This window comes from Jeotgalibacillus soli, assembly GCF_000829435.1.
Taxonomy (GTDB): Bacteria; Bacillota; Bacilli; order Bacillales; family Jeotgalibacillaceae; genus Jeotgalibacillus; species Jeotgalibacillus soli.
Map to the genome: position 1 here is coordinate 621,473 of NZ_JXRP01000018.1, position 21,503 is coordinate 642,975.

28 protein-coding genes, 1 pseudogene and 1 riboswitch are annotated in these 21,503 nt (G+C 37.2%); of the genes and pseudogenes, 17 read left to right on the plus strand and 12 right to left on the minus strand.

The genetic code is table 11. The annotated features are described in order from the left end of the window. Positions 1-95: 95 nt before the first annotated feature. From KP78_RS13370 to KP78_RS20770, 4 genes are all read right to left on the minus strand, one after another. A complete protein-coding gene (locus KP78_RS13370; protein ID WP_157841501.1) occupies positions 96-338 on the minus strand; it encodes a hypothetical protein in 243 nt (80 codons plus the stop codon). Positions 339-778: 440 nt separating this feature from the next. Further along, the gene (locus tag KP78_RS20760; RefSeq protein WP_235420930.1) at positions 779-931 is read right to left on the minus strand and encodes a hypothetical protein; all 153 of its coding nucleotides are present in this window, start codon (positions 929-931) and stop codon (positions 779-781) included. A 121-nt stretch (positions 932-1,052) separates the two neighbouring features. Then, positions 1,053-1,262 (minus strand): DUF1499 domain-containing protein, encoded by a 210-nt coding sequence (locus KP78_RS20765; RefSeq protein ID WP_235420931.1) that lies wholly within the window; start codon positions 1,260-1,262, stop codon positions 1,053-1,055. Next, positions 1,263-1,427: a hypothetical protein gene (locus tag KP78_RS20770; RefSeq protein ID WP_235420932.1), complete on the minus strand. Its 165-nt coding sequence runs from the start codon at positions 1,425-1,427 to the stop codon at positions 1,263-1,265. A 253-nt stretch (positions 1,428-1,680) separates the two neighbouring features. Between KP78_RS20770 and KP78_RS13385 the strand changes: the two genes are divergently transcribed. Then, positions 1,681-2,922, plus strand: a complete 1,242-nt coding sequence (locus KP78_RS13385; protein ID WP_235420933.1) for an ATP-binding protein — start codon at positions 1,681-1,683, stop codon at positions 2,920-2,922. Between the two features lie 92 nt (positions 2,923-3,014). Here the strand turns inward: KP78_RS13385 and KP78_RS13390 are convergent, their stop codons facing one another. After that, positions 3,015-3,356, minus strand: coding sequence for a hypothetical protein (locus KP78_RS13390; RefSeq protein ID WP_041089658.1), 342 nt, complete (start codon positions 3,354-3,356; stop codon positions 3,015-3,017). Positions 3,357-3,487: 131 nt separating this feature from the next. Here KP78_RS13390 and KP78_RS13395 point away from each other — a divergent pair, with 131 nt between their 5' ends. Both KP78_RS13395 and KP78_RS13400 read left to right on the plus strand, forming a co-directional pair. Next, positions 3,488-4,072, plus strand: a complete 585-nt coding sequence (locus KP78_RS13395; protein WP_052474818.1) for a C39 family peptidase — start codon at positions 3,488-3,490, stop codon at positions 4,070-4,072. 251 nt (positions 4,073-4,323) lie between these two features. Further along, positions 4,324-5,656: pseudogene (locus KP78_RS13400) on the plus strand (FAD-dependent oxidoreductase). Positions 5,657-5,838: 182 nt separating this feature from the next. Here the strand turns inward: KP78_RS13400 and KP78_RS13405 are convergent. Next, positions 5,839-8,010 carry an MMPL family transporter gene (locus KP78_RS13405; RefSeq protein ID WP_041089659.1) on the minus strand — a complete coding sequence of 724 codons (2,172 nt, stop codon included), beginning with the start codon at positions 8,008-8,010 and terminating at the stop codon, positions 5,839-5,841. A gap of 267 nt (positions 8,011-8,277) precedes the next feature. Between KP78_RS13405 and KP78_RS13410 the strand changes: the two genes are divergently transcribed. From KP78_RS13410 to KP78_RS13430, 5 genes are all read left to right on the plus strand, one after another. Continuing rightward, complete coding sequence (locus KP78_RS13410; protein ID WP_041089660.1) at positions 8,278-9,582, plus strand: homoserine dehydrogenase; 1,305 nt, start codon at positions 8,278-8,280, stop codon at positions 9,580-9,582. Further along, complete coding sequence (gene thrC, locus KP78_RS13415; protein WP_041089662.1) at positions 9,579-10,643, plus strand: threonine synthase; 1,065 nt, start codon at positions 9,579-9,581, stop codon at positions 10,641-10,643. Before KP78_RS13410 ends, thrC begins: the two co-directional genes overlap by 4 nt. Beyond that, positions 10,640-11,578: a homoserine kinase gene (thrB, locus tag KP78_RS13420; RefSeq protein WP_041089664.1), complete on the plus strand. Its 939-nt coding sequence runs from the start codon at positions 10,640-10,642 to the stop codon at positions 11,576-11,578. The genes thrC and thrB overlap by 4 nt, the downstream gene beginning before the upstream one ends. A gap of 110 nt (positions 11,579-11,688) precedes the next feature. Further along, a complete protein-coding gene (locus KP78_RS13425; protein ID WP_052474819.1) occupies positions 11,689-12,351 on the plus strand; it encodes a phosphatase PAP2 family protein in 663 nt (220 codons plus the stop codon). A gap of 430 nt (positions 12,352-12,781) precedes the next feature. Further along, positions 12,782-13,651 (plus strand): SDR family oxidoreductase, encoded by an 870-nt coding sequence (locus KP78_RS13430; RefSeq protein ID WP_041089666.1) that lies wholly within the window; start codon positions 12,782-12,784, stop codon positions 13,649-13,651. Positions 13,652-13,760: 109 nt separating this feature from the next. Here the strand turns inward: KP78_RS13430 and KP78_RS13435 are convergent, their stop codons facing one another. Both KP78_RS13435 and KP78_RS13440 read right to left on the minus strand, forming a co-directional pair. After that, positions 13,761-13,946, minus strand: coding sequence for a hypothetical protein (locus tag KP78_RS13435; RefSeq protein ID WP_041089668.1), 186 nt, complete (start codon positions 13,944-13,946; stop codon positions 13,761-13,763). Between the two features lie 255 nt (positions 13,947-14,201). Then, a complete protein-coding gene (locus tag KP78_RS13440) occupies positions 14,202-14,420 on the minus strand; it encodes a hypothetical protein (protein WP_041089670.1) in 219 nt (72 codons plus the stop codon). Positions 14,421-14,634: 214 nt separating this feature from the next. Between KP78_RS13440 and KP78_RS13445 the strand changes: the two genes are divergently transcribed. The 6 genes from KP78_RS13445 to KP78_RS20110 all read left to right on the plus strand — a co-directional run bounded on the left by KP78_RS13445 (position 14,635) and on the right by KP78_RS20110 (position 17,831). Next, positions 14,635-14,910 carry a hypothetical protein gene (locus KP78_RS13445; protein WP_235420934.1) on the plus strand — a complete coding sequence of 92 codons (276 nt, stop codon included), beginning with the start codon at positions 14,635-14,637 and terminating at the stop codon, positions 14,908-14,910. A gap of 261 nt (positions 14,911-15,171) precedes the next feature. Then, positions 15,172-15,372: a cold-inducible protein YdjO-related protein gene (locus tag KP78_RS13450; RefSeq protein ID WP_041089674.1), complete on the plus strand. Its 201-nt coding sequence runs from the start codon at positions 15,172-15,174 to the stop codon at positions 15,370-15,372. A gap of 257 nt (positions 15,373-15,629) precedes the next feature. After that, positions 15,630-15,674, plus strand: a riboswitch (PreQ1 riboswitch). 108 nt (positions 15,675-15,782) lie between these two features. Continuing rightward, positions 15,783-16,448 carry a 7-cyano-7-deazaguanine synthase QueC gene (queC, locus tag KP78_RS13455; protein WP_041089676.1) on the plus strand — a complete coding sequence of 222 codons (666 nt, stop codon included), beginning with the start codon at positions 15,783-15,785 and terminating at the stop codon, positions 16,446-16,448. Continuing rightward, a complete protein-coding gene (locus tag KP78_RS13460) occupies positions 16,445-16,885 on the plus strand; it encodes a 6-pyruvoyl trahydropterin synthase family protein (RefSeq protein WP_041089678.1) in 441 nt (146 codons plus the stop codon). Before queC ends, KP78_RS13460 begins: the two co-directional genes overlap by 4 nt. 17 nt (positions 16,886-16,902) lie before the next feature. Next, positions 16,903-17,622: a 7-carboxy-7-deazaguanine synthase QueE gene (gene queE, locus KP78_RS13465; RefSeq protein ID WP_041089998.1), complete on the plus strand. Its 720-nt coding sequence runs from the start codon at positions 16,903-16,905 to the stop codon at positions 17,620-17,622. Between the two features lie 41 nt (positions 17,623-17,663). Beyond that, positions 17,664-17,831, plus strand: a complete 168-nt coding sequence (locus KP78_RS20110; RefSeq protein ID WP_157841503.1) for a hypothetical protein — start codon at positions 17,664-17,666, stop codon at positions 17,829-17,831. A 57-nt stretch (positions 17,832-17,888) separates the two neighbouring features. On the opposite strand, the gene msrA is transcribed toward KP78_RS20110, so the two are convergent. Next, on the minus strand, positions 17,889-18,410 hold the full coding sequence (msrA, locus tag KP78_RS13470) for a peptide-methionine (S)-S-oxide reductase MsrA (protein WP_041089680.1): 522 nt from the start codon (positions 18,408-18,410) through the stop codon (positions 17,889-17,891). A 211-nt stretch (positions 18,411-18,621) separates the two neighbouring features. Between msrA and KP78_RS13475 the strand changes: the two genes are divergently transcribed. Further along, positions 18,622-19,554: an LCP family protein gene (locus KP78_RS13475; protein WP_041089682.1), complete on the plus strand. Its 933-nt coding sequence runs from the start codon at positions 18,622-18,624 to the stop codon at positions 19,552-19,554. A gap of 40 nt (positions 19,555-19,594) precedes the next feature. Here KP78_RS13475 and KP78_RS19620 read toward each other — a convergent pair whose 3' ends face one another. Further along, positions 19,595-19,747 (minus strand): lmo0937 family membrane protein, encoded by a 153-nt coding sequence (locus KP78_RS19620; protein ID WP_327063179.1) that lies wholly within the window; start codon positions 19,745-19,747, stop codon positions 19,595-19,597. Between the two features lie 232 nt (positions 19,748-19,979). Here KP78_RS19620 and KP78_RS20775 point away from each other — a divergent pair, with 232 nt between their 5' ends. Then, positions 19,980-20,165, plus strand: coding sequence for a hypothetical protein (locus tag KP78_RS20775; protein WP_157841504.1), 186 nt, complete (start codon positions 19,980-19,982; stop codon positions 20,163-20,165). Between the two features lie 38 nt (positions 20,166-20,203). Beyond that, positions 20,204-20,323 (plus strand): N-acetyltransferase, encoded by a 120-nt coding sequence (locus KP78_RS21245; RefSeq protein ID WP_084220063.1) that lies wholly within the window; start codon positions 20,204-20,206, stop codon positions 20,321-20,323. An 86-nt stretch (positions 20,324-20,409) separates the two neighbouring features. Here the strand turns inward: KP78_RS21245 and KP78_RS13480 are convergent, their stop codons facing one another. Both KP78_RS13480 and KP78_RS13485 read right to left on the minus strand, forming a co-directional pair. Beyond that, entirely contained in the window at positions 20,410-20,616 is a 207-nt protein-coding gene (locus KP78_RS13480) for a type II toxin-antitoxin system SpoIISB family antitoxin (RefSeq protein WP_041089684.1), read from the minus strand. After that, a complete protein-coding gene (locus KP78_RS13485) occupies positions 20,588-21,367 on the minus strand; it encodes a type II toxin-antitoxin system SpoIISA family toxin (protein WP_052474820.1) in 780 nt (259 codons plus the stop codon). The genes KP78_RS13480 and KP78_RS13485 overlap by 29 nt, the downstream gene beginning before the upstream one ends. Positions 21,368-21,503 lie beyond the last annotated feature (136 nt).

Consider the following 21,503-nt stretch of genomic DNA (forward strand, 5'->3'; position numbering starts at 1 on the left):
TACAAAATTTCGACAAATCAGTTGCGTTTAAATGTCTAGTTGTTCACTGTTATTGTATAGGGCTTGAATTGATTTGTCACGATCCTTACATCACTCTATCGCTTTGTTTTTCTAGTAAGGTATTCATCCAATACCTTCAGTTCATCATTTATAAGTTTTTCCATAACTTCAAGATCGTTTGAGTGAACAATCGGGTCTGCTTTCTCCCAGAGTACGTACTCGACAAAATAAAAATTTCTTATTCTTCGCAGTACCACAGTTGAAAATGGAAATACATCAAAATAAGCTCGAATTCTTCCGCGCCCTGAATATGTCCATCGAATTAATTTCATTTCCATCACCATTTTTATCTTAACACGAACATATGTACTGTGTCATTTTTAAAACTAAAGAACTCGGGATGCTCCACATCATGAAAAAGACATTGCTTTATTAATTGTAATGGAAGCATCTGAGCTTCTTGAAATTTTTCACTGGAAAACGAGCGAAGAGGCAAAAAAACAAAATGAAGAAAAATGCCATTAAATATCCAGTGTCACTAAAATAAATAATAATCCTACAAGAGTTACATATGGTACTTAATCAAGTCCATTAATATTGGGAATTACAGGAGAGGATCCAGTTGAGATGACAACTTTTTCAGCGTAAATAACGTCATTTAAACCAATCTTTATTTTATTTGGGGATTGAAATGATGCTGCACACGCATAAATAGCCGCACCCATTTCTGTGAAGCGTTCCGTCCTATCATACTTTTGAATGAGGGATTGCGCAGATTTTATATGCTCTTTAACCTTGTTAAAATCTCCTTCTCCTGAAAGATGATATATCCAAACAAAGCTGTAGCTGTTTTCATGGCATCGACTCTTCCAGCTGCATCAATCAATACCTTTGAAGGTACACATCCATAATGAAAACAATCACCATCCACCAAGAATATCTTTTTTTCTATAAGTGCTGTTTTTTTGCTCCAAGGCTTGCAGCGCCGGATGCAACAGTCATTCCTGCTGAACCTTACCAATCACGACAAGTTGGCATCTTTCCATGTTACATCATCTCCTCATAAGTTTCTGATATCCGTTCCATCTCTTACGGTTGGCATTAAAATCTGTATATCCAACTCTCGATACAGAACGAAAATGAATCACAGTCGAATTTTTATCAAACAAAAATTCTACATCATCCCTGAATCGTAATAGTTTAGTAGGAAAGACAACGTGAATATAATGTTCTTTCTCCTTTTTATTAGAAGTTCGATCCAATTAATTGATAATGGTTATAATTTTCTCTGTCAATTCCTGAACAGATCCTCTAAATGCAAGGTGATTCATTTTTTTGTCAGATCGGTCAGTCTGGGTTGATACACTGTTTGGTTTTTTCGGTAATGGAGCCAAGTGCTCATTTTGTATCCCGATCGATTCACTCATTGACCATTCTTCACCTCATTCTATTATGTTAATAAGATAATTGCATCGACAAGTTCTGTTCATGGCAAAAGTCTGCTCCTTTGCCTTTTATACATTCTAAGGAATTCAGTCGTTGTCCTCGTACAAGACGCTAATGCTGAATAACCAAAATAAAATTAATTGAATCTGGTATAATTTCAATACATTAGTTATTATTGAAATAAATGGTTTAATATCAAATTGAAAATGAGGTGAAGCCATGGACCTCGTAACAATGAATCTCCTTGTGAATTTTTTACTAATTATTTTACCTTTATTTCTACTGCAAACCATATACCTGCTGAGATATGTATATCGTTTCAAAGAAATAAAGGGCTGGGTTTTTGCAATTTTCCCTGTTATCTCTGTTTTACTATGTATGTTATTTCCTGTAGCTTTTGACACTCATTTTCTTTGGGATCTGAGGGGAATTCCATTTATTTTAGGTGCATTATATGGTGGATATAAACTGGGATTCTCTTTGCTAGCTCTAATTTTATTTGTTCGCTATCCAATGGGTGGAGATGGATTTTATGTCATCCTTATCACGTATACTTTATTGCTGATTTTATTAATTTTTTTATCTAGAAGTTTTTTAAAGATGTCTTTAAAGAAAAAAGTAACCTTCAGCAGTGCTATTATTTTAATTTTAACAATTTTAACTATGTATTTAGCAAGTCAGATATTTACATTATCAATGGCAATAACCACCCAGATAGAATATATCGTGATTAATGTACTAGGAATGGTTATGATTACTGTGTTGTGGGAAGTTATAAGAACTAACTTCGACGTGTTACAAAAACTTATGAAGGCAGATAAGCTTGAAATTGTCAGTCATCTCGCAGCAAGCATATCGCATGAGGTTCGAAATCCTCTCACTGTAAGCAGGGGATTTATGCAGCTTTCTGCTTTAGAAAGCGTTTCTTCTCATATGAAAAATAAATATATAGAGACAGCTATACAAGAGCTTGACCGTGCTGCTGAAATCATAAATGATTATTTAATGTTTGCAAAACCAGCGTTAGAAAAAAATGAGAAATTAAGTGTGTTAGAAGAAGTTCATCATTCGGTTAATGTGATTACTCCTTTAGCCAATATGAACAATGTAAAAATAAGCGTAACTGAATTAAATTGTGAAAAACACATGATTCTTGGCGATGCGAAGAAGTTCCAGCAATGCATAATTAACATTTTAAAAAATGGAATAGAGTCAATGTCTAACGGAGGACAACTCCGTATCAATATTAGCTGTACAAATAACAGTATAGATATTGGTATACGGGACCAAGGAAAAGGCATGTCTGAAGAACAGATCAATCGTTTAGGGGAGCCATATTTTACAACAAAGGAAAAGGGAACCGGACTCGGAATGATGGTATCTTTTAGTATTATAAAAGGAATGAATGGCATCATTAATGTATCAAGCGAACAAGGAAAGGGTACATCGTTTACAATTAAACTTCCAGCTTCTTAAGGATGGGCTTAATGTATTCTCTGAATTGAAAAGAATTTTTGATTATTTTTTTTTGCATGATAAAAACCTTCTCAATAAGAAAAGGTTTTTTATCACGTCAGAAAATACTCTTGATAGGCTATGATGGTAATAAGGAGAAATGCGGCTGTATATCCTAAACATGTAAAATAAATAAGAGATGGGTAGATGATCTTTTTCTCCGGCTGTAAATTTACGGTTTCAAAACTGCTGGTACTATCAGACAACATTTTAGCCTTTGCTAAATTGCTCGGGACTATAAAGAATCTTACCACAACAATTCCTAATAGGCCGACCAGTGCTGCAACATCAATAAACAAAACTTCTGAAAATACTTTGTCAAAAACGAGCATTGTTGCAGTATTCAGTATAATAAGGACTGCTAGTGTTGCAATTATATTGATTGTTTTTACCAATAAGACACACATCCTTCTTTCGATTAACTACTTCTTTCATTTGCCATTATTATTTTCCCATAAATATGGTCTCTGTGCTACTTGTTAAGTTTGTTCCTCAAATAAAAATTACAATGATTGGAGAACAAAATATGATGAAAAAAAATAAAGGATTAATACAGAATGTAGAGCCGTTTACTCAATATAATGCTATGCTTACAGAACGTGCAAAGCGATCAGCATGCGGTCCAACAACCATTGCAACAATCCTACATTACTGGACTGCTTTTAAAGACAATATATCGACAGACCATGCCGAAAGGATACGAGAAATCTATTTAACTAGTCATGCAACGTGGATCGGACTTTTCACATGGCAACTAATTCGTACTCTACGCCGTTTTGGAGAATCCAAACAGATACCCAGGAATGAGATGTGGAAAATGTATGCAACGGAAATTGATCAAATGAGACCTGTAGCCATTAAATTTGATAAATGGTTTCGGTATAGGTGGTTCCATGATCAAGCTTTTTTCTATCATTATCACTGGGTAACTGGAATTGGGTATGAAATAAAAAACGGTGAACGGTTTTTAATCGTTCTGGATAATGGGGGATACAACGCGAAAACAAAAAGGACAAGAGAGAGTAAACAAAGGATCATTTCATTTAAATCTAATTTTCCTATCTTATCTATGGTTTCTTTTGAACCTTTTGACAAGCAAAAGGAGAACTAAGAGATCAAATATATCTTTTACTGCGATTCTATATGTTTTGAAACGTATGTTGGTATCGTTTCAATATGACAGAAACCATTTTAGGGGTAAAGTCAAAGATTAAAGCATTGGAGCTATAAATATAGGCAATAGAATCAAAAAATATTTTGTGAAATATTTCACAAAATATTTGGCGTAGGAATAGCTTTGTAGCATCCTACGATTAAGTTAGTAAATGATTTCACAAACAAACTATTTGGAGGAATGACAAGATGACAATCGCAGTAGTAGGATGCACACATGCAGGTACAGCAGCAGTTAAAAATATGGCAAAGCTCTATCCTGAAGCTACGATCACCGAGTATGAAAAATCTGACAATGTCTTTTTCCTTTCTTGTGGTATTGCCCTTTATGTAGGTGGTGTAATCGATAATTTTAACGGACTGTTTTACAGTCCACCAGAAGAAATAACTGCTCAAGGTGTTAAGTTGAATATGAATCATGGGAAGTGACAGTAATTGATACGGGAAATCAGCTTATTACAGCTAAGAACCTTTCCATTGGAAATATCCTTCAAGATTCCTATGATAAGCTAATAATGACAACAGGTTCATGGGCAGTAATTCCGAAATTTGAAGGTTTTGAAGTTGATAATATTATTCTTTGTATGAATTATGCTCATGCTCAAACGGTTATTCAAAAAGCAAAACGAGCATCTAAAATAGCAGTTATAGGTGCAGGGTATATTGGAAACGAGCTTGTGAAGCGTTCAACTCTTTTTGGCAAAAATGTGACGTTTATTGATAGTGAAAAACGAATTTTGAATCGCTACCTTGATGAAGAGTTTACGAACATTATAGAAGCTGAACTAAACAAGCGTGGGATAAATCTAGCTCTTAATGAGATGGTGAAGAAATTTGAAGGTGACAATGGGAAGGTAACCAAAGTTGTGACTAATGAGCAGGTATATGATGCAGACCTTGTGATCCTATGTATTGGCTCACGTCCCAATACGGATTTATTTAAAGGAAGGGGCAATATGCTACCTAATTGAGCGATCATTATGGACGAATATGAGGACAAGTGGTAAAAATGTGTTTGCTGCAGGTGACAGCTGTGCGATCTATTTTAATCCCGCTAAACAGCATGCGTATATTCCGTTGGCAACTAATGCGGTTCGAATGGGAACACTCGCAGCAATAAATCTCATTGATCCAAAGGTACGCTACATGGGAACTCAAGGCACATCAGGTCTTTATATGTACGGATACAACTTAGCCTCTACAAGAATAACAGAAAATGGTGCCTCAATTTTCGATTTAAAAGTGAATTCCAGCAAAATATCTGATAAATACCGTCCTGAATTTATGCCTGCAAATGAGGAAGCCACGCTAAAAGTGATTTGCGAAGAATAGACGGGACGTATAGTGGGTGCGTAAGCAATTTCTAAAGTAGATGTAACGCAAGCAATCAATACAATGTCTGTCGTTATACAAAATCAGATGACTATTGAAGAGCTTGGGTAAATCGATTACTTTTCCACCCTCATTTTATAATAAGCCGGTGAATCTGTTAAATGAAGCGGGCCTTCAGGCAATTGGCTAAACCTTCATCCTTTAAAAGCGCTGATCAATTTCAGCGCTTTTATAATTTTATAAATCCTACCTTTTACTAAATTTACAGTACTTATAATCAATTTAAGATGGATAAAAAAACATAGTAGGGAGGTCCCAAGCGAGTCATGGTTAAACAAAAGCATGATTCAACGCGCTGAATCATGCTTTTTTCTAATGCTGCAGCCAGCTTGGCTTCTTTTTCTTATGAAGTCCAAAGGGCAGCCACCAATTCCAGCTGCCAAATAGTTTCATCAAGCTTGGTACAAGAAGCAAACGAATAATGGTGGCATCAATCAGAATCGCTAAGGCAATCCCAATGCCAATTTGTTTAACGGGCATTACACCAGTAAAAGCAAAAGCGCCAGTAATCGCAATCATGATTAACGCTGCAGAAGTAATTATTTTACTGGTAGAAGCGAGACCTTCAACAGTCGCGTAATGGTTATCACCTGTTTTTTCATAATATTCTTGAATTCTTGAGATTAAAAAGACCTCATAATCCATGCTTAATCCAAAAACTAAACTAAACACAAGAACGGGAAGGACAAGCGCAATATCTGTTTCCGTTAATCCAAAATGACCTCCTTGAAAAAGCCAGACTAATATACCAAAAGTAGACGCTAAACCAATTACATTCATAATAATCGCTTTTAGTGGGATTAGAATAGAACGGAAAGCAACTAGTAAAATAAGATAGGTTGAAATTAAAATGATTCCAATACTAATGCCAACCTTACTATAAATTTCATCGAAAATTTCCTGATTGAATTTTGCAGGACCACCAAAATGAAGGGAAGAATCTCCCCAGTCTGCTGTTGACCAGTCTCTCATTAACTGCTGAGCTTCAACTGAATCTGGGTCAAGGTTTAGTGTAACAGGTATTAATAGCTTCTCTCCTTGAATAAACGCGTCAACTGCTGGCTGCAGTGCTTCGGCCGTTTGTGGTTGATTTAAAGCAAATAATAATTCCTGTGGTGTTTCAATTTGACCAGCACCAAACAATGTTTGAACAGATCGAACAGCTTTTTCAGAGGAGAAATATCCCTCCAAACGTTTCATTTCAGTTAAACCCTCGCCACTTAACCACTTACCGCTGCGCTCGGCAATAATATAGGATTCACTGCCTCCTTCAGTCAGGAACGTATCTTCGATTTTTTCATAGGCAAGCCTTGAATCAAATGATTCTGGTAATGCATCAACTCCAGGTATGGCTAGTTGCATATCTTTCACCGGGATAATACCAATACCTAAAATGATCAGTGCGGCTAATGAGATAATAACAGGTTGTTTCATCACTTGATGGGCGAATCTCCTCCAGCTATTTTCATTCCGCTCTTTTGATACTTTAATAATTCTCCATTTATTAAGCTTAGGTCCAAGCACAAAAAGAATGGAAGGCAATAATGTTAACGAGGCTAAGACAGCAATGGCAATAACAACCATGCCTCCAATGGCGATGGTCTGAAAGATGTCGACTTGGATAACCATCATTGCACCAAGACCAATAAAGACACAAATAGCAGAAAAAATAATGGAACGACCTGCCGTTTCAATCGTAGTAATAATGGCTCCTGATTTATCTTGTTGCCGAAGCTCTTCTCGATAACGATTGATAAATAGCAAAGCAAAGTCGATGCTCAGTGCCAGTCCAATCATGGGGACAACATTTAATAAAAAGATTGATAAATCAAGTGAGCCGCCCATAAGCGTTAATATTCCAAATGATGAGACAACTGTGACAATCCCAATCATAATGGGAACGAGTGCAGATACAATTGTTCCAAAGGCTAACAGAAGAATCAATAATGCAATTGGAACCCCAATTAATTCAGCCCGTGCTAAATCCTGCTGGCTCGCTTTATTAATATCCTCAGAAATGACCGGTTGTCCCGTCACTGTAATCTCAATCTCGGACGAGTTATCTGTGATCGCTCTAATTTCAGCAACTACATCTGCCAGGTCAAGAGATTCATCCGTAAAATGAAGGACAGAATAAGCAATTCCATTTTGTCGAAGCATTTCATCATCAAGCGGTGATTGGATGGCTGAAGTAACCTGCAGGGAATCAATCGCGTTAAGAACATCGCTTATTTCTTGAACATAGGAAGCATCATCTTGGCTGGTTTGCTGTTCGAACAAAACTAGTAGAGTATCAGAAGGAAAATCAAATGTTTCAACCAACTCATGTTGTACTTCTTCATACTCACCTTCAGTATGGAATCCATCCCCTTCTAGAGCCGCAGGAAGATGAATGGCAAAATAACCAAGTGCAAGGAAAATAATTGTCCATAGAACTAAAAAGCTTTTGTGATACGAGATAATCCATGAAGCTAACTTTTTCATCTCAAAAACTCCTTACTATAAATTCTACCTTTTTTATCATACTCTACCTTTTGGGAAATATAAATTAATACAGTAGATAGAAGGGATTTTTTATTTCAACTCGTAACGATCAAGAGGAAGCGTTCTCATTTTACTGAAATAACAAAATTTCAATAGATTTCTATATTAGGGTTGTCACACACGGGATTACTCGATATAATGTCCGTATAATAAAAACAAATGTCCTTCATGTAAGTACATATACGTGCAGGTGGAAGCAGGTGTCAAATGACGAAGAAATCAATCAACATTGGAATGCTAGGATTAGGAACGGTAGGTAGCGGAGTAGCCACTATCCTTCGTGAAAATGAAAAAGAACTGACTCAGCGCCTTGGGGTTTCTGTTCGATTATCTAAAGTACTTGTAAGAGATTTGGACAAACAGCGAAACACGACCATTGATGCCAGTTTGATGACGACAAATATGGCAGATATTATAGAAGATCCATCTGTAGATTTAATTGTAGAAGTAATGGGGGGAATGGAAGAAGCAAGAGATGCAATTGAGCAAGCCCTTCTTTCCAAAAAGCCTGTCATTACTGCAAACAAGGATGTAATGGCACTTCATGGTCATGCATTGCTTCGTTTAGCTGAGGAAAATAAGTGTGATCTTTATTATGAAGCCAGTGTAGCTGGAGGCATCCCGATTATTCGAACATTAGAGGATGGTCTTGCATCAGATCGGATTTCGGGCATAATGGGTATTGTAAATGGAACGACAAACTATATTTTAACTAAAATGAAAGAAGAAAATTGGACGTATGAAGAAGCCTTAACAAAGGCACAGGAGCTGGGATTTGCAGAAGCTGATCCAACATCTGATGTGGAAGGGCTGGATGCAGCGAGAAAGATGGCTATTTTGGCATCACTTGCTTTTTCAATGGAAGTCCACCTTCAGGATGTTGCAGTGAACGGTATGACAAATATTACCTCTAAAGATCTTGAACTGGCTGAACAGTTCGGCTACAGTGTAAAAATGATCGGCTTTGCAGAACGTGATGAGGAAGGCGTGGATGTTTCAGTCGAACCTGTATTTTTAGCCTCGTCACATCCGCTGGCGTCAGTGCGAAATGAGTATAATGCTGTTTATGTATATGGAGATGCAGTTGGAGAGACGATGTTTTATGGTCCTGGGGCTGGCTCCATGCCGACAGCTACATCGGTTGTGTCAGATATTTTAGCAGCCTGCCGTAACCTTCTCCTTGGAGTTAGCGGACTTCGCAGTCATAATCCAATGAATGAACGCTGTATTAAAAGTGAAGAAGAGCAACATGCTCAATTTTTCCATCGCCTTTTAGTTAAAGATGAGGTTGGCGTTTTTTCTGAGCTAACATCCATCTACAGTAAACACCATGCGAGTCTTGGTTCAATCATTCAACGGCCTGGAAATCAGACAGATGAAGCAGAAGTAATTTTAATTACGCACCGTTTATCACGTAAAAACCATCGTGAAATTATTGAGGAGCTTGAAGCTTCCACGTCAGTAAAAGAAATTATCAGTCAATATCGAGTTGAAGGAGGAGAACGCTCATGAGAAGATGGAATGGATTAATTGAGGAGTACAAAGAGTGGCTCCCTGTTACAGAAAATACACCAAATGTTACTCTTTTAGAAGGGAATACGCCGCTTATTCCACTTGTCCACCTTTCTGAAAAATGGGGAATTGATCTTCATGTGAAACTAGAAGGAGCAAATCCAACAGGTTCATTTAAGGATCGGGGAATGGTCATGGCTGTCGCTAAAGCAAAAGAAGCAGGCAGTAAAGCGATCATTTGCGCTTCCACAGGAAATACTTCAGCAGCTGCTGCTGCATATGGAGCAAGAGCAGGACTCAGAACGATTGTTGTCATTCCAGATGGGCGAATTGCTCTTGGCAAACTTGCCCAAGCAAAAATGTACGGAGCAGATATTGTCGCCATTGAAGGGAACTTTGATGAAGCGCTTGAACTAGTTCGTCAAATTAGTGAAGAAGAAGACATAACACTTGTCAATTCTGTTAATCCTTATAGACTGGAGGGACAAAAAACAGCTGCGTTTGAAGTAATTGATCAGCTAGGAAAAACTCCGGATCTATTGGCACTTCCTGTTGGGAACGCGGGTAATATCTCTGCTTATTGGAAAGGCTTTTCAGAATATCAGCAAAAAAACGGTGGAGAACGCCCTACATTATTAGGCGTACAGGCCGCGGGAGCAGCACCGATTGTAAATAATGAAATTGTGAAAAAACCTGAAACGGTTGCAACAGCTATTCGTATTGGAAATCCAGCAAGCTGGGATCTTGCGCTTAAAGCATTAGATGAATCAGACGGGCATATCTTAGCAGTAACAGATGAAGAAATTTTAGCTGCCTATCAAATGCTTGCATCAACCGAGGGAGTATTTGCTGAGCCGGCTTCATGTGCTTCTATTGCAGGTTTACAAAAGCAAATTGAAGCAGGTTTGATTTCTAAAGGAAGTACGGTTGTGGCTGTATTAACTGGAAATGGATTGAAAGATCCTGAAACAGCGATTAATGTATCTCAAATGGAGCCAATTCGTATTCCTGCGAATATTGTAAATTTGAGAGAAGAATTACAAGGGGGCGTCAAACTATGACGTTCCTTCCCTTTTCTGTAAAAGTCCCTGCTACAAGTGCGAATTTAGGACCAGGCTTTGATTCTCTTGGCATTGCTATTGATATGTATCAGACAGTTAAAGTAATGCCAGCGGATAAATGGACTGTCCGTTATGAAAATGTGTCTCATCAGCATTTATCTGTAAACGACGATAATCTTATTATGTCAACTATTCGCATGATTGAGGAACGATTTCAAATGAAGGCATTACCTGCACAGCTTGTCGTTCATTCATCTATTCCTTTAGCAAGAGGGATGGGAAGCAGTGCTGCAGCAATTGCTGCCGGGATTGAAATTGCGGATCATCTATTAACTCTAAATATGACGCCTCACCAGAAAGTAACAATTGCAAGCGAAATTGAAGGTCATCCAGATAACGTTTCTGCTGCTATATTGGGAGGTATCACAGTTTCACGTTTTGACAATCATGAGCTTGATATGGTCTCGATCAATTCTCCAGATTTAAGTGTAGTCTTAATGATTCCTTCTGAGGAACTTTCCACTATTTTATCAAGAGGCGCTTTGCCCGAAGAATTGCATCATAAAGAAGCAGCATGTTCCAGTGCAGCTTCAAATGTAATGGTCGCAGCTATACTGACAAACGATTGGATTACAGCAGGAAGAATGATGGAAAAAGACCAATTTCATGAGCCATACCGAACAAAATGGCTTCACAGTTTCTCAGAGGTGCGAGATATTGCTCGATCAATGGGTGCCTACGGATCCACCATTAGTGGGGCTGGACCTTCTATTTTGATTTTATGTCCAAATGATAAAGGTGAAGAGCTAAAAAAAGAATTAACTAATTCTTTTTCTAATTATCTTTGTGTATTAACAAAACCATCAAGTGAAGGGATCACGAATACTCCGTTTTCAGAACAAAACCTCACTTCCGTTTCAACAGAAAAAGTGTAGTTAACGGCCACCAGTCGCGTAATCGCGAACGGGTGGTTTTTATTTTTTGATAACAGGGAATTTAAAAAGATGAGAAAATATACAATTTCTATTTGGAAGGAGAGCTTTGCTTGAAATGGAACAGATTTCAGGTGCGTAAGGCACTATATTATGCTATTCCATTATCCATTATCTTTTTAGATGTTTGGGTATTTATTGAACTATCAGAAGAACTAAATGAAAACGCTCTTCACGCTTTTGATGATTCATTCATCCAATTAATTCAAGGACAAATTAGTGAACCATTAACAATACTAATGATCTGGATTACTACGTTAGCCAATTCTTCAATACTGATCTTTTTCGGAATCGTATTAGTAACTGTCCTTTTATATAAGAAGCAGGCTGCACTTGCTGTTTTCATCGCTGTTACGAATCTATTAGGAGGAGGGTTTAATTGGCTGTTGAAATCAGTCTTTTCAAGAGAGCGTCCTAACCTAGAAGTGTTAATAGAACAGGGTGGGTACAGTTTTCCGAGTGGCCATGCGATGGGATCCATTATTTTTTATGGATCACTGAGTGTAGTAATTATTATGATGACAAATCGAAAGTCCATAAGTTACTTGACTGGTGTTCTTTCAAGCTTGCTTATTTTATTGATTGGAATCAGCAGGATCTATTTAGGGGTTCACTTCCCTAGTGATATTGTTGCTGGATTTGCTGCAGGAGCTGCTTGGTTGACAATATGTATAAGCGGTTATTTATTGTACCGCACTAAAAGTGTAAAAAATTAACGAGATGGAATAAAGATGGTATTTGCAAACCGCATCCATCTATTTTATATTTACTGTTTGTTCCTATTGCATCTGCAGTTTTATTGTTCTCATTTAGCTTTTTTAGAAGAAAAGGGAAGACCTTTGAGTGGGTTGGATTATGATCTCCTACCATTAATCGAGTTAAGAATAAACGACAGCCTCAGCTTTCGCATACTATAAAGTCAATGCGTTAAAAACTGGCTTTATCATTATTCATCATTAACAGGAGTTCGTTTTACTGTGCACTTTTAAGGAATGATAAAAAATTTTTATTACCATAGAAAACAGCTGAGCCTATACTTTTCCAGCTGTTTTCTTTTTAATAATTATCCTAAAACTAGTTTTATTTTAATACGTTGGGGAAATTTAAAAATAGAATAAATCCTATGACAGTAAGGAGCAATTTACGATGGAATTTAAACAAAGACAAGTGAACGGACAACCAGCACAGCACCAACTTCGACAACCAGGAGATACAGATCGAATGGAGCCAATACCGATTCATGATAATCCAGACTATAAGGGATCCAGTAAATTAAAAGGGAAGGTTGCACTCATTACAGGAGGAGACAGCGGCATTGGAAAAGCAACGGCAATTGCATTTGCGAAAGAAGGAGCTGATGTGGCCATTGTTTATCTTGATGAACATGATGATGCAGAAAAAACGAAGAATGAAGTTGAGCAATATGGGGTAAATAGTCTCATCATTGCAGGTGATGTGGGAAGTGAAGCGTTTTGTCAAAATGCAGTATCAACGACTATACATGAACTTGGATCCCTCGATATCCTGGTAAACAATGCAGCTGAACAGCACCCCCAGAACTCAATTGAAGACATCACAGCAGAACAGCTTGAAAAAACATTCAGAACAAATATCTTTTCCATGTTTTTTATGGTTAAAGCTGCATTACCTCATTTGAAACAAGGAAGTACAATCATTAATACCAGTTCAGTAACAGCTTATGCTGGAAATGAAACGCTCATTGATTATTCTGCTACCAAAGGAGCGATTACGACTTTTACTCGTTCCCTTGCAAAATCACTCATTACTCGAGGGATCCGTGTGAATGCTGTTGCACCAGGTCCAATCTGGACACCACTAATACCATCAACATTTGCAGCAGGCAAGGTAGAAAAGTTTGGTACAGATACGCCAATGAAAAGGCCGGGGCAGCCCGCTGAGCTAGCTCCAGCATACGTATTGTTAGCTTCTGAGGATTCAAGTTATATGACAGGACAAATGATTCATATTAATGGTGGTACCTTTATGTCGAGTTAATACGTTTACTACAAGGGAGATTTTAGGTGTTTCTGGCTTCTAAAATCAATAAACACGATCAATAAATGAAAGAGCCCTGCATAGTAGCGCAGGGCTCTTTCATTATAAATTAAGGTTCATCTACATATTCCCAACCGTCATCATTTCTTTCGGTTAGCTCTTGTACTTCATCTTCTTTCATTCCTTTACCCAGCAATTCTTGAACATTGCCGCTGCTGAGCTGACGTATTCCTTCTTCGGTTTCTTTGGCATCGACATTCCACTCTTGATCAATCTGATCACGCTTAACTTTCATCGCTGCCACCTCCAATGATTCTGTTGATCTTAGTCTAAATCATATTAATTAAGAATTTAGCCTGATCGGGGTATCTACCATTAATTGTATCACATTAAAGAAAAATTATGCAGTGACTATAGACAGAATTTACCCAGTGAACCGATTGTCAGAGATCAAAACAATAATGAGAAATTAAGATGCCCCCCTACCACTAAAGGTTGTAAGTAAAAGTTTCAGGTTTACGCGTTTGACCAACAACGTCCATATGGAATTTTACAATCCTTCATTCCTTCGGTCGTATTTTTCAGACGATGAACTGGATTTTGTATGACGTTTGTTTTTTTCATCCTGAGCTTGCTGCTTTAATTCTTCTAATGGGATTGGATCCGTCATTTGTTCATCCTCAAATTTATCTAAAATGCTCTCATTGCTACTTTTGTATTCATCTGGCTGGTCCATCCATTTCTCTTGACTATTTTTTTTATTCTTCATGGTGAATCCCTCCTTATCGATTATTTTCCCGCATCAAAAGAGAGTAAACATAGCTATTAATAAAGGAATATGAATATACAGCACGTTATATAAACTAAGTAGCAACTACGAATTATATGATCAATGCAGAAAAAAATAATAGAAAATAACGTTTAATCCTTATATATAAGGTAATATAAAGTGTATATATGAAAGTATATAGGAGGTAATGGGAATGAAAAGATACGCGTTATTAGGTTTAGGTGCAGCAGGATATGCTTATTTTAAGAAGAAAGAAAATCGTGATAAAGCAATGGTCGCTTTTGAAAATACAAAAACGAAACTAAACTCCTTTATTGATCAAGCAAAACAATCATTGGCAGAAAATAACAAAGAGAGCCAAATCGAACCTTACAAAGCAGAAGAAAATAAAATGATTGATGAAGGGGCTCAAACCGCAGTTCAATATTTTAATGAAGAGCAGGAAAAAAACTCCGAATCGAAAGCTTAGGATTTTTTACTTTTGTAAGAGAGCAGCGAGGGATTGCTGCTCTCTTACCGATTTTCCCCAGCTAAACTTATCAACATTTTTGACATTGCCTGTAAATAAAGGTACAATAGATTTAGATTTCAGCAGCATAAAATAAGTTGGGTTCACTTATTATAGAGAGTCGTATTTGATCTTTCTTTATAATGGGTGATTTATTTTTTTTGCCACTGCAAATAAGTCAGTGAAAAGATTGGAATATGGGTTATGAAAGGGGAAGTGCGCATGTTTCAACGTAAACCAACAGAAGAAGTAGTAAAAGAGGAAACTTCAGTATGGGAATGTACTTCAGAACAGTGTAAAGGCTGGATGAGATCAAACTTTTCTAGTCATAGTGAAGGTTCTCCGACCTGTCCAATCTGTGGAAGCGATATGGAAGAAGGAACTCGGCTTATAGAAGTTATTCCAAATCCGCGTAAGTTTTAAACGTAAGAACAGTCACTCTTTCAGGTGGCTGTTTTTTATGTTTGTAAGAAATATTATCTGACGGAATAATTATTTTGAAAAGAAAGAACTAAAACATCTTTTCTGTCATCGGATAGGGAATTATATTCAAATATTATTTGTTTTTTTAAAATTTAAATGAAAGGTTCAAACCTTCTTACATTCGTACTCAAACTCCACAGAAAACAATTCATATGCTACAATACAATAAGCTAGAAGAAGAATGCTGTTTTTTGTAAACAGAAGAGGTTCGCGACCATCCCTCTATAAAAAACTAGGGACTTAAACAGGAGCATTTTCATTATGCTGTTTTTACGTTTCTTTTATAATGTGCGTGAACACTCTTACTTCTTTCGCAGGCGACTCGCTGAAAAAGGAGAGGAGATTTTTGTATGGAACGAAATAGAAAAGCATTGGTCGTGTTTAGCGGTGGCCAGGATAGTACAACCTGTCTTTTTTGGGCAAAACAACATTTTGATGAGGTTGAAGTGGTAACCTTTAAATACGGTCAGCGGCATATAGAAGAAATAAATTGTGCCAGAGAAATAGCCAATGATCAAGGGGTTAATCATCACGTTTTAGATATGTCATTACTAAATCAATTGGCACCGTCAGCGTTAACAAGGGAAGACCAAGCTATAATACAAGAAGAAGGTCAACTACCTTCTACATTTGTACCTGGCAGAAATTTATTATTTATGTCATTTGCGGCTGTTTTAGCTAAACAAATTGGAGCTCGCCATCTTGTTACAGGTGTTTGTGAGACTGATTTTAGCGGTTATCCAGATTGCCGTGATATCTTTATAAAATCGTTAAATGTAACCGTAAATCTTTCGATGGAAGAAGATTTCGTTATTCATACGCCATTAATGTGGCTAGATAAAGAACAAACATGGGAACTTGCTGACTCGCTTAATGCATTTGACTACATCCGTACAAAAACACTGACCTGCTATAACGGGATTAAGGGTGACGGCTGTGGTACATGTCCAGCCTGTGAACTTCGCAGACGTGGTATGGAACAGTTCTTGATGAAAAAAGGGGAGGGATTACGATGATTCAGCAAATCTATCCCGCTCCATTTCATAACTTTTCATATGAGTTAAATAAGGACTTTCATTTTGCAGCTGCTCATTATATTCCTCATGATGCTGCAGGAAAATGCCAGCAGGTTCATGGTCATACCTACTTTGCCAATGTCACTATTGCAGGAGATCAACTGGATGATAGTGGATTCCTTGTGAATTTCAAAACGATTAAAGAGCTGTTGCATGACCGATTTGATCATGGCGTACTAAACGATGATAAACACTTCACAAATGAAGATTCAAACTTTTTTCCTACTACGGAAATTGTGGCGAGAGTCATGTGTGAAATTATACAAGAGTATTTAGATACAACAAGTAATAAACCGGCATGTCTGCAAGTTTTCTTAAGAGAAACACCGACGAGCTATGTGGTTTATCGTCCGAAGAAAGAGAGGACTTCTTCGTGAATACTAAAAAGGAAAAAATGATTCCCGTTATGGAAATCTTTGGACCAACCGTTCAGGGTGAAGGGATGGTTATTGGTCAGAAAACCATGTTTGTTCGTACAGCTGGCTGTGATTATCAATGCGCGTGGTGTGACTCTGCTTTTACATGGGACGGTTCGGCCAAGGATGAAATTCGTAGACTTACAGCTCGAGAAATTGTTAACGAGCTTAAGGCGACAGGTGGAGATGCTTTTTCACATGTTACGATTTCTGGTGGTAACCCAGCCCTTATTCGTCATATGGGAGAACTAGTCGAGCATCTTCACGAGCAAAATATCGATGTAGCACTTGAAACTCAAGGGAGCATTTGGCAGGATTGGTTTTTATCAATAGACGACTTGACATTATCTCCAAAGCCCCCAAGCTCAAAAATGAAGCCTAATTTACAAATTTTAGATGATATTATCAGTCGATTAAAGGATCAGCCATCAAACAATTATTCGCTAAAAGTAGTCGTGTTTAATGATGAAGATCTTGATTTTGCAGAGTCTATCCATAAACGTTATCCAAATGTTCTTTTTTTTGTTCAAACTGGGAATAATCAAGTACATGAAGAAAACGACAAACGACTTGTATCTGATTTAATTTCTCGTTATGAATGGTTAATTGATCGTGTAATGGAACGGGCTGCATTAAATCGTGTACGCGTTCTCCCACAGCTTCATACCTATGTATGGGGTAACAAACGCGGAGTGTAACACTCTTTCAGCGCATATCTAACCAGTAAAGGGGGAAGTTTATGGGTACTGGCTTGATCTTATTACTTATCTGTTTACTTATCCTCGTATGGCAGCTGAAAAAAAACCATGAAAATAGAAGTATTTTAGTGCTTTCTCTAGCTTCTTTAATGGGATTATTAGGACTTTGGTATCTTTTCGATTGGGTTATTATTCATACATGGCTATAAACAAACCCCATTTGACTTGTTTAGTCAAATGGGGTTTGTTTTATTTTATACTTAGCTTTACCAATGTGAGGATAAAAATTCAATTCGGCCAGATTTCTCGATATCTTCCTTGTATTCTTTAGGGCTTTTTTTATAAAAATCCTGGTGATAATCCTCTGCTGAATAAAAGGCTGCAGCAGGTACAATAGGTGTGATGACTGGTTTTTTATAACGTCCGCTGTCAGCTAGAGCTTTTTTTGATTGCTCTGCTTTTAGCCGCTGCTCTTCTGAATGATAAAAGATACTCGCACGATAAGACTCACCGCGATCTTGAAATTGACCATCATTATCAGTTGGATCTACTTGCTGCCAATAAATCTCAAGTAATTTTTCATACGGAAAAACTGTTGGATCAAATGTAATTTCTACAGCTTCCTGGTGACCAGTATTCCCTGCTTTTACTTGTTCATATGTAGGATTTTCCACTGATCCACCTGTATATCCAGAGATTACACGCTCAATTCCATCATATTGATCGAACGGCTTTACCATACACCAGAAGCAGCCTCCAGCAAATGTTGCCTTTTCAAAATTACTCATTTTTCCTTACCTCCTAGATGAAACCCTCATGTCACGGTATTTTATCACGTTCTTTTGTTATGTACCATCTTTTTGTTTAACCCGTTTTGCTCTCTTCCAAGGTATTATTAAAAAAATGTAGAAAAATGAAACTTGAAGCAGTTTACATTCGTCTACTAGAAAGGTAGGATTAGATTTATTACTATCTTTATTAGCTTTTACAGGAGGCATTATGGAAACAAGAAGACAACGAAGAAAAAAGAAAGTCCGTAAAGGCAGAGTGTTTATTGTTCTATTGTTATTACTCATTGTTTCTGCTGGTGCATTTGCTGGAACGCAATACTGGCTTGGTACACAAATGGCTGCAGATGCTGAGGGACTAGACTATAATTTTGAAGATGATTTTTCAGGCGTGGCATCTGACAATGGTAAAGTAAATGTCTTGTTAATAGGTGTTGATAGCAGAGGTGAAGAACAATCTCGCTCCGATACCATGATGATTGCTCAATGGGATGGTCAGGATGATGAGATAAAACTAGTATCATTAATGCGGGATATCTATGTTGAAATTCCCGGTTATCAAGATTATAAATTAAATACAGCCTTTTACTTAAATGGACCAGAACTTCTCAGACAAACCATTAAAACAAATTTTGGTGTGGATGTTCAACATTATATGCTAATTGATTTTTCCGCTTTTGAAAATATGGTAGATGCTTTAGCCCCAAACGGCATCGAAATCGATGTGGAAAAAGCGATGTCTGAAAAGATTGGTGTTAGCTTACAACCTGGACAGCAGACTCTCAATGGAAAAGAACTTCTTGGCTATGCAAGATTTCGAGCAGATCAGGAGGGTGACTTTGGTCGAGTTAATCGACAGCAGCAGGTAATTGAGGCAGTAAAGGATCATGCCTTAAGTATAAGTGGTGTCATGAATGCTCCAAAACTTTTAGGAGCTGCTCAGCCATATATTCAGACGAATATGACCAATTCAGAGCAAATAGCCATTTTGAGCAGAATTTTACTTAGTGGTGGTGGAGATATTAAACGACTTACCATTCCGCTGGATGATGCATATTCAAATGGATCCTATGAAGGCGTCGGCTCTGTATTAGAGCTTGATTGGCCTGCCAATAATGCTGCATTACAGGAGTTTCTAGAATAAATCAAAAAACTCAGCCAAAATGGCTGAGTTTTTTGTATATCTATGCTTTTCTTCTTCCGCTAATGAGCTGAAAGATTAAGATAATTCCAGCAACGATAAGAACTAAATGAATAAGACCACCAGCAATTTCAAAAATGAAACCTGCAAGCCATAAAACCAATAAAATAACAATAATCCACCACAGCATATTCATGATACACACCTCCAAATAGTATAGTCTATAAGTAGATTACCCAAATCATCTGCTATATTAACCTTTTTCGACAAAAAATTGTTACGTTCTGTATTTCTTTTAAAGAAGATATACAAGTATATTAGGAACAACCTTAATAAGGAATAAGGTAAAAAACGATAAAACTATTAGACTTTACCAAATCTCCCGCAGATAAAATTTTCATCAACATAATAAAAAAATTGCAATTTGGTTGTATGATCAACAAATTGATCAATGGAGTTTTTACATAGATGGGGATGATGAAGGGATTAAGCAAGCACTAGATAGAGGAGAAACTCGGCTTGTCCATCAAAATGGCGAAAGCATAGCTACCTTTAATTGTACAACTAAAAAAATGAGTGGGATCAGAATCTATGGGGAAGTGATCGTGAATTAGCCTACTATATTCACCAATTAGCCGTTCTTCCTGATAAAATGGGACATGCTATTGGTTCTTCCATTATTTCCTTTGTTGAGAAGGAAGCACGTGAAAATAATATTCCGCTCGTCCGCTTAGACTGTGTGAAAAATAATGAAACGCAAAATAAATTATAGAGAAATTACGGTAAAAGCAAAGAGCGCGTGTTCCAAATTATTAATTATGAACACGCGACATGCTAGAGACTTAAAATAGATCTTAACTAACTGAAGAGCCCTAAAAAACGCCCTCTCTTTTGTTTCTTTTCGAACGCCTTTAACAGACGTTCATTTTCCTTCATAATACGTTCTGTGTGAGGACTTATCCCCATATGCGGCAGCTGTAGTCTTGCTTTCATTGCGTGCTCGCTGTCTTTTAATGGGGATTGATTTATTTTGTTTTTAACCTCCTCTATCTGATCCCAATCCACCGTTTTCCACCGCCTTTCCTATTCCGTTTTGCATTGCCCAGTCGTAGGACGCAAGTAATATCCCAATAAGCGCACAATCGACTTCCGAAACATATGAAGAGGAAGTAATTTTTACTACATACTTTCCTGTTAAGATCCCAATAGGATAATATGCTGCATGATCCTCCTCATGATAGTATATTTCGGCACGATGGAGCTTGGACCTCAGCAATTGATGATTTTTAACTCCCGCTAATAGCTGTTTCCGATCTTCTCGACTCGAAAATGGAAAGAGTTCTATCGTTAATTTTTCTTGCTCTGCATATGCTTGCAAAACAGATTGTAATCCGGATAAATATTGTGAATGTGTGGAGGATTTTTCAAATTGATCGGATCGATTTAAAACGAACAATACGTTTTTTATTTTATCAATATGGTCCTTAATAAGTTCGTGGCTTCGTTCAACAGTCTTTTGGGTAGCTGCTTCAAGCTCACCGCCACCAAATTTCCTCAGATATAAGCTTAAAAAAACAAATCCATCTACCATTGTGAAAAACACTGCAACAATAAAATAATGTACCCAATGTGTGAAAATACTGGCAGGTTCAAAACTCCAAAAAACCAATGATCCTAAAATAAAAAGCAAATACCAAATTTTCCGAATTGCTGGAAGCTTATCATTAACTTTTTCTTCATATTTCCAGAATACGAACACATAGCTGACTAACCCAATAAAAATCGCCCAAACAAATATTCTGAAAAACCATAGCATGGGTGACTCCTCCAGTATGAGTTCTTCTTTTTCTTTTACCTATATGTATGACAATAGAAAATAATTAAGCATTAAAAATAGAAGAAAAACAAAACCTAACAGGAGAACCATGTTAGCCAGTAATATTTTATTTTCT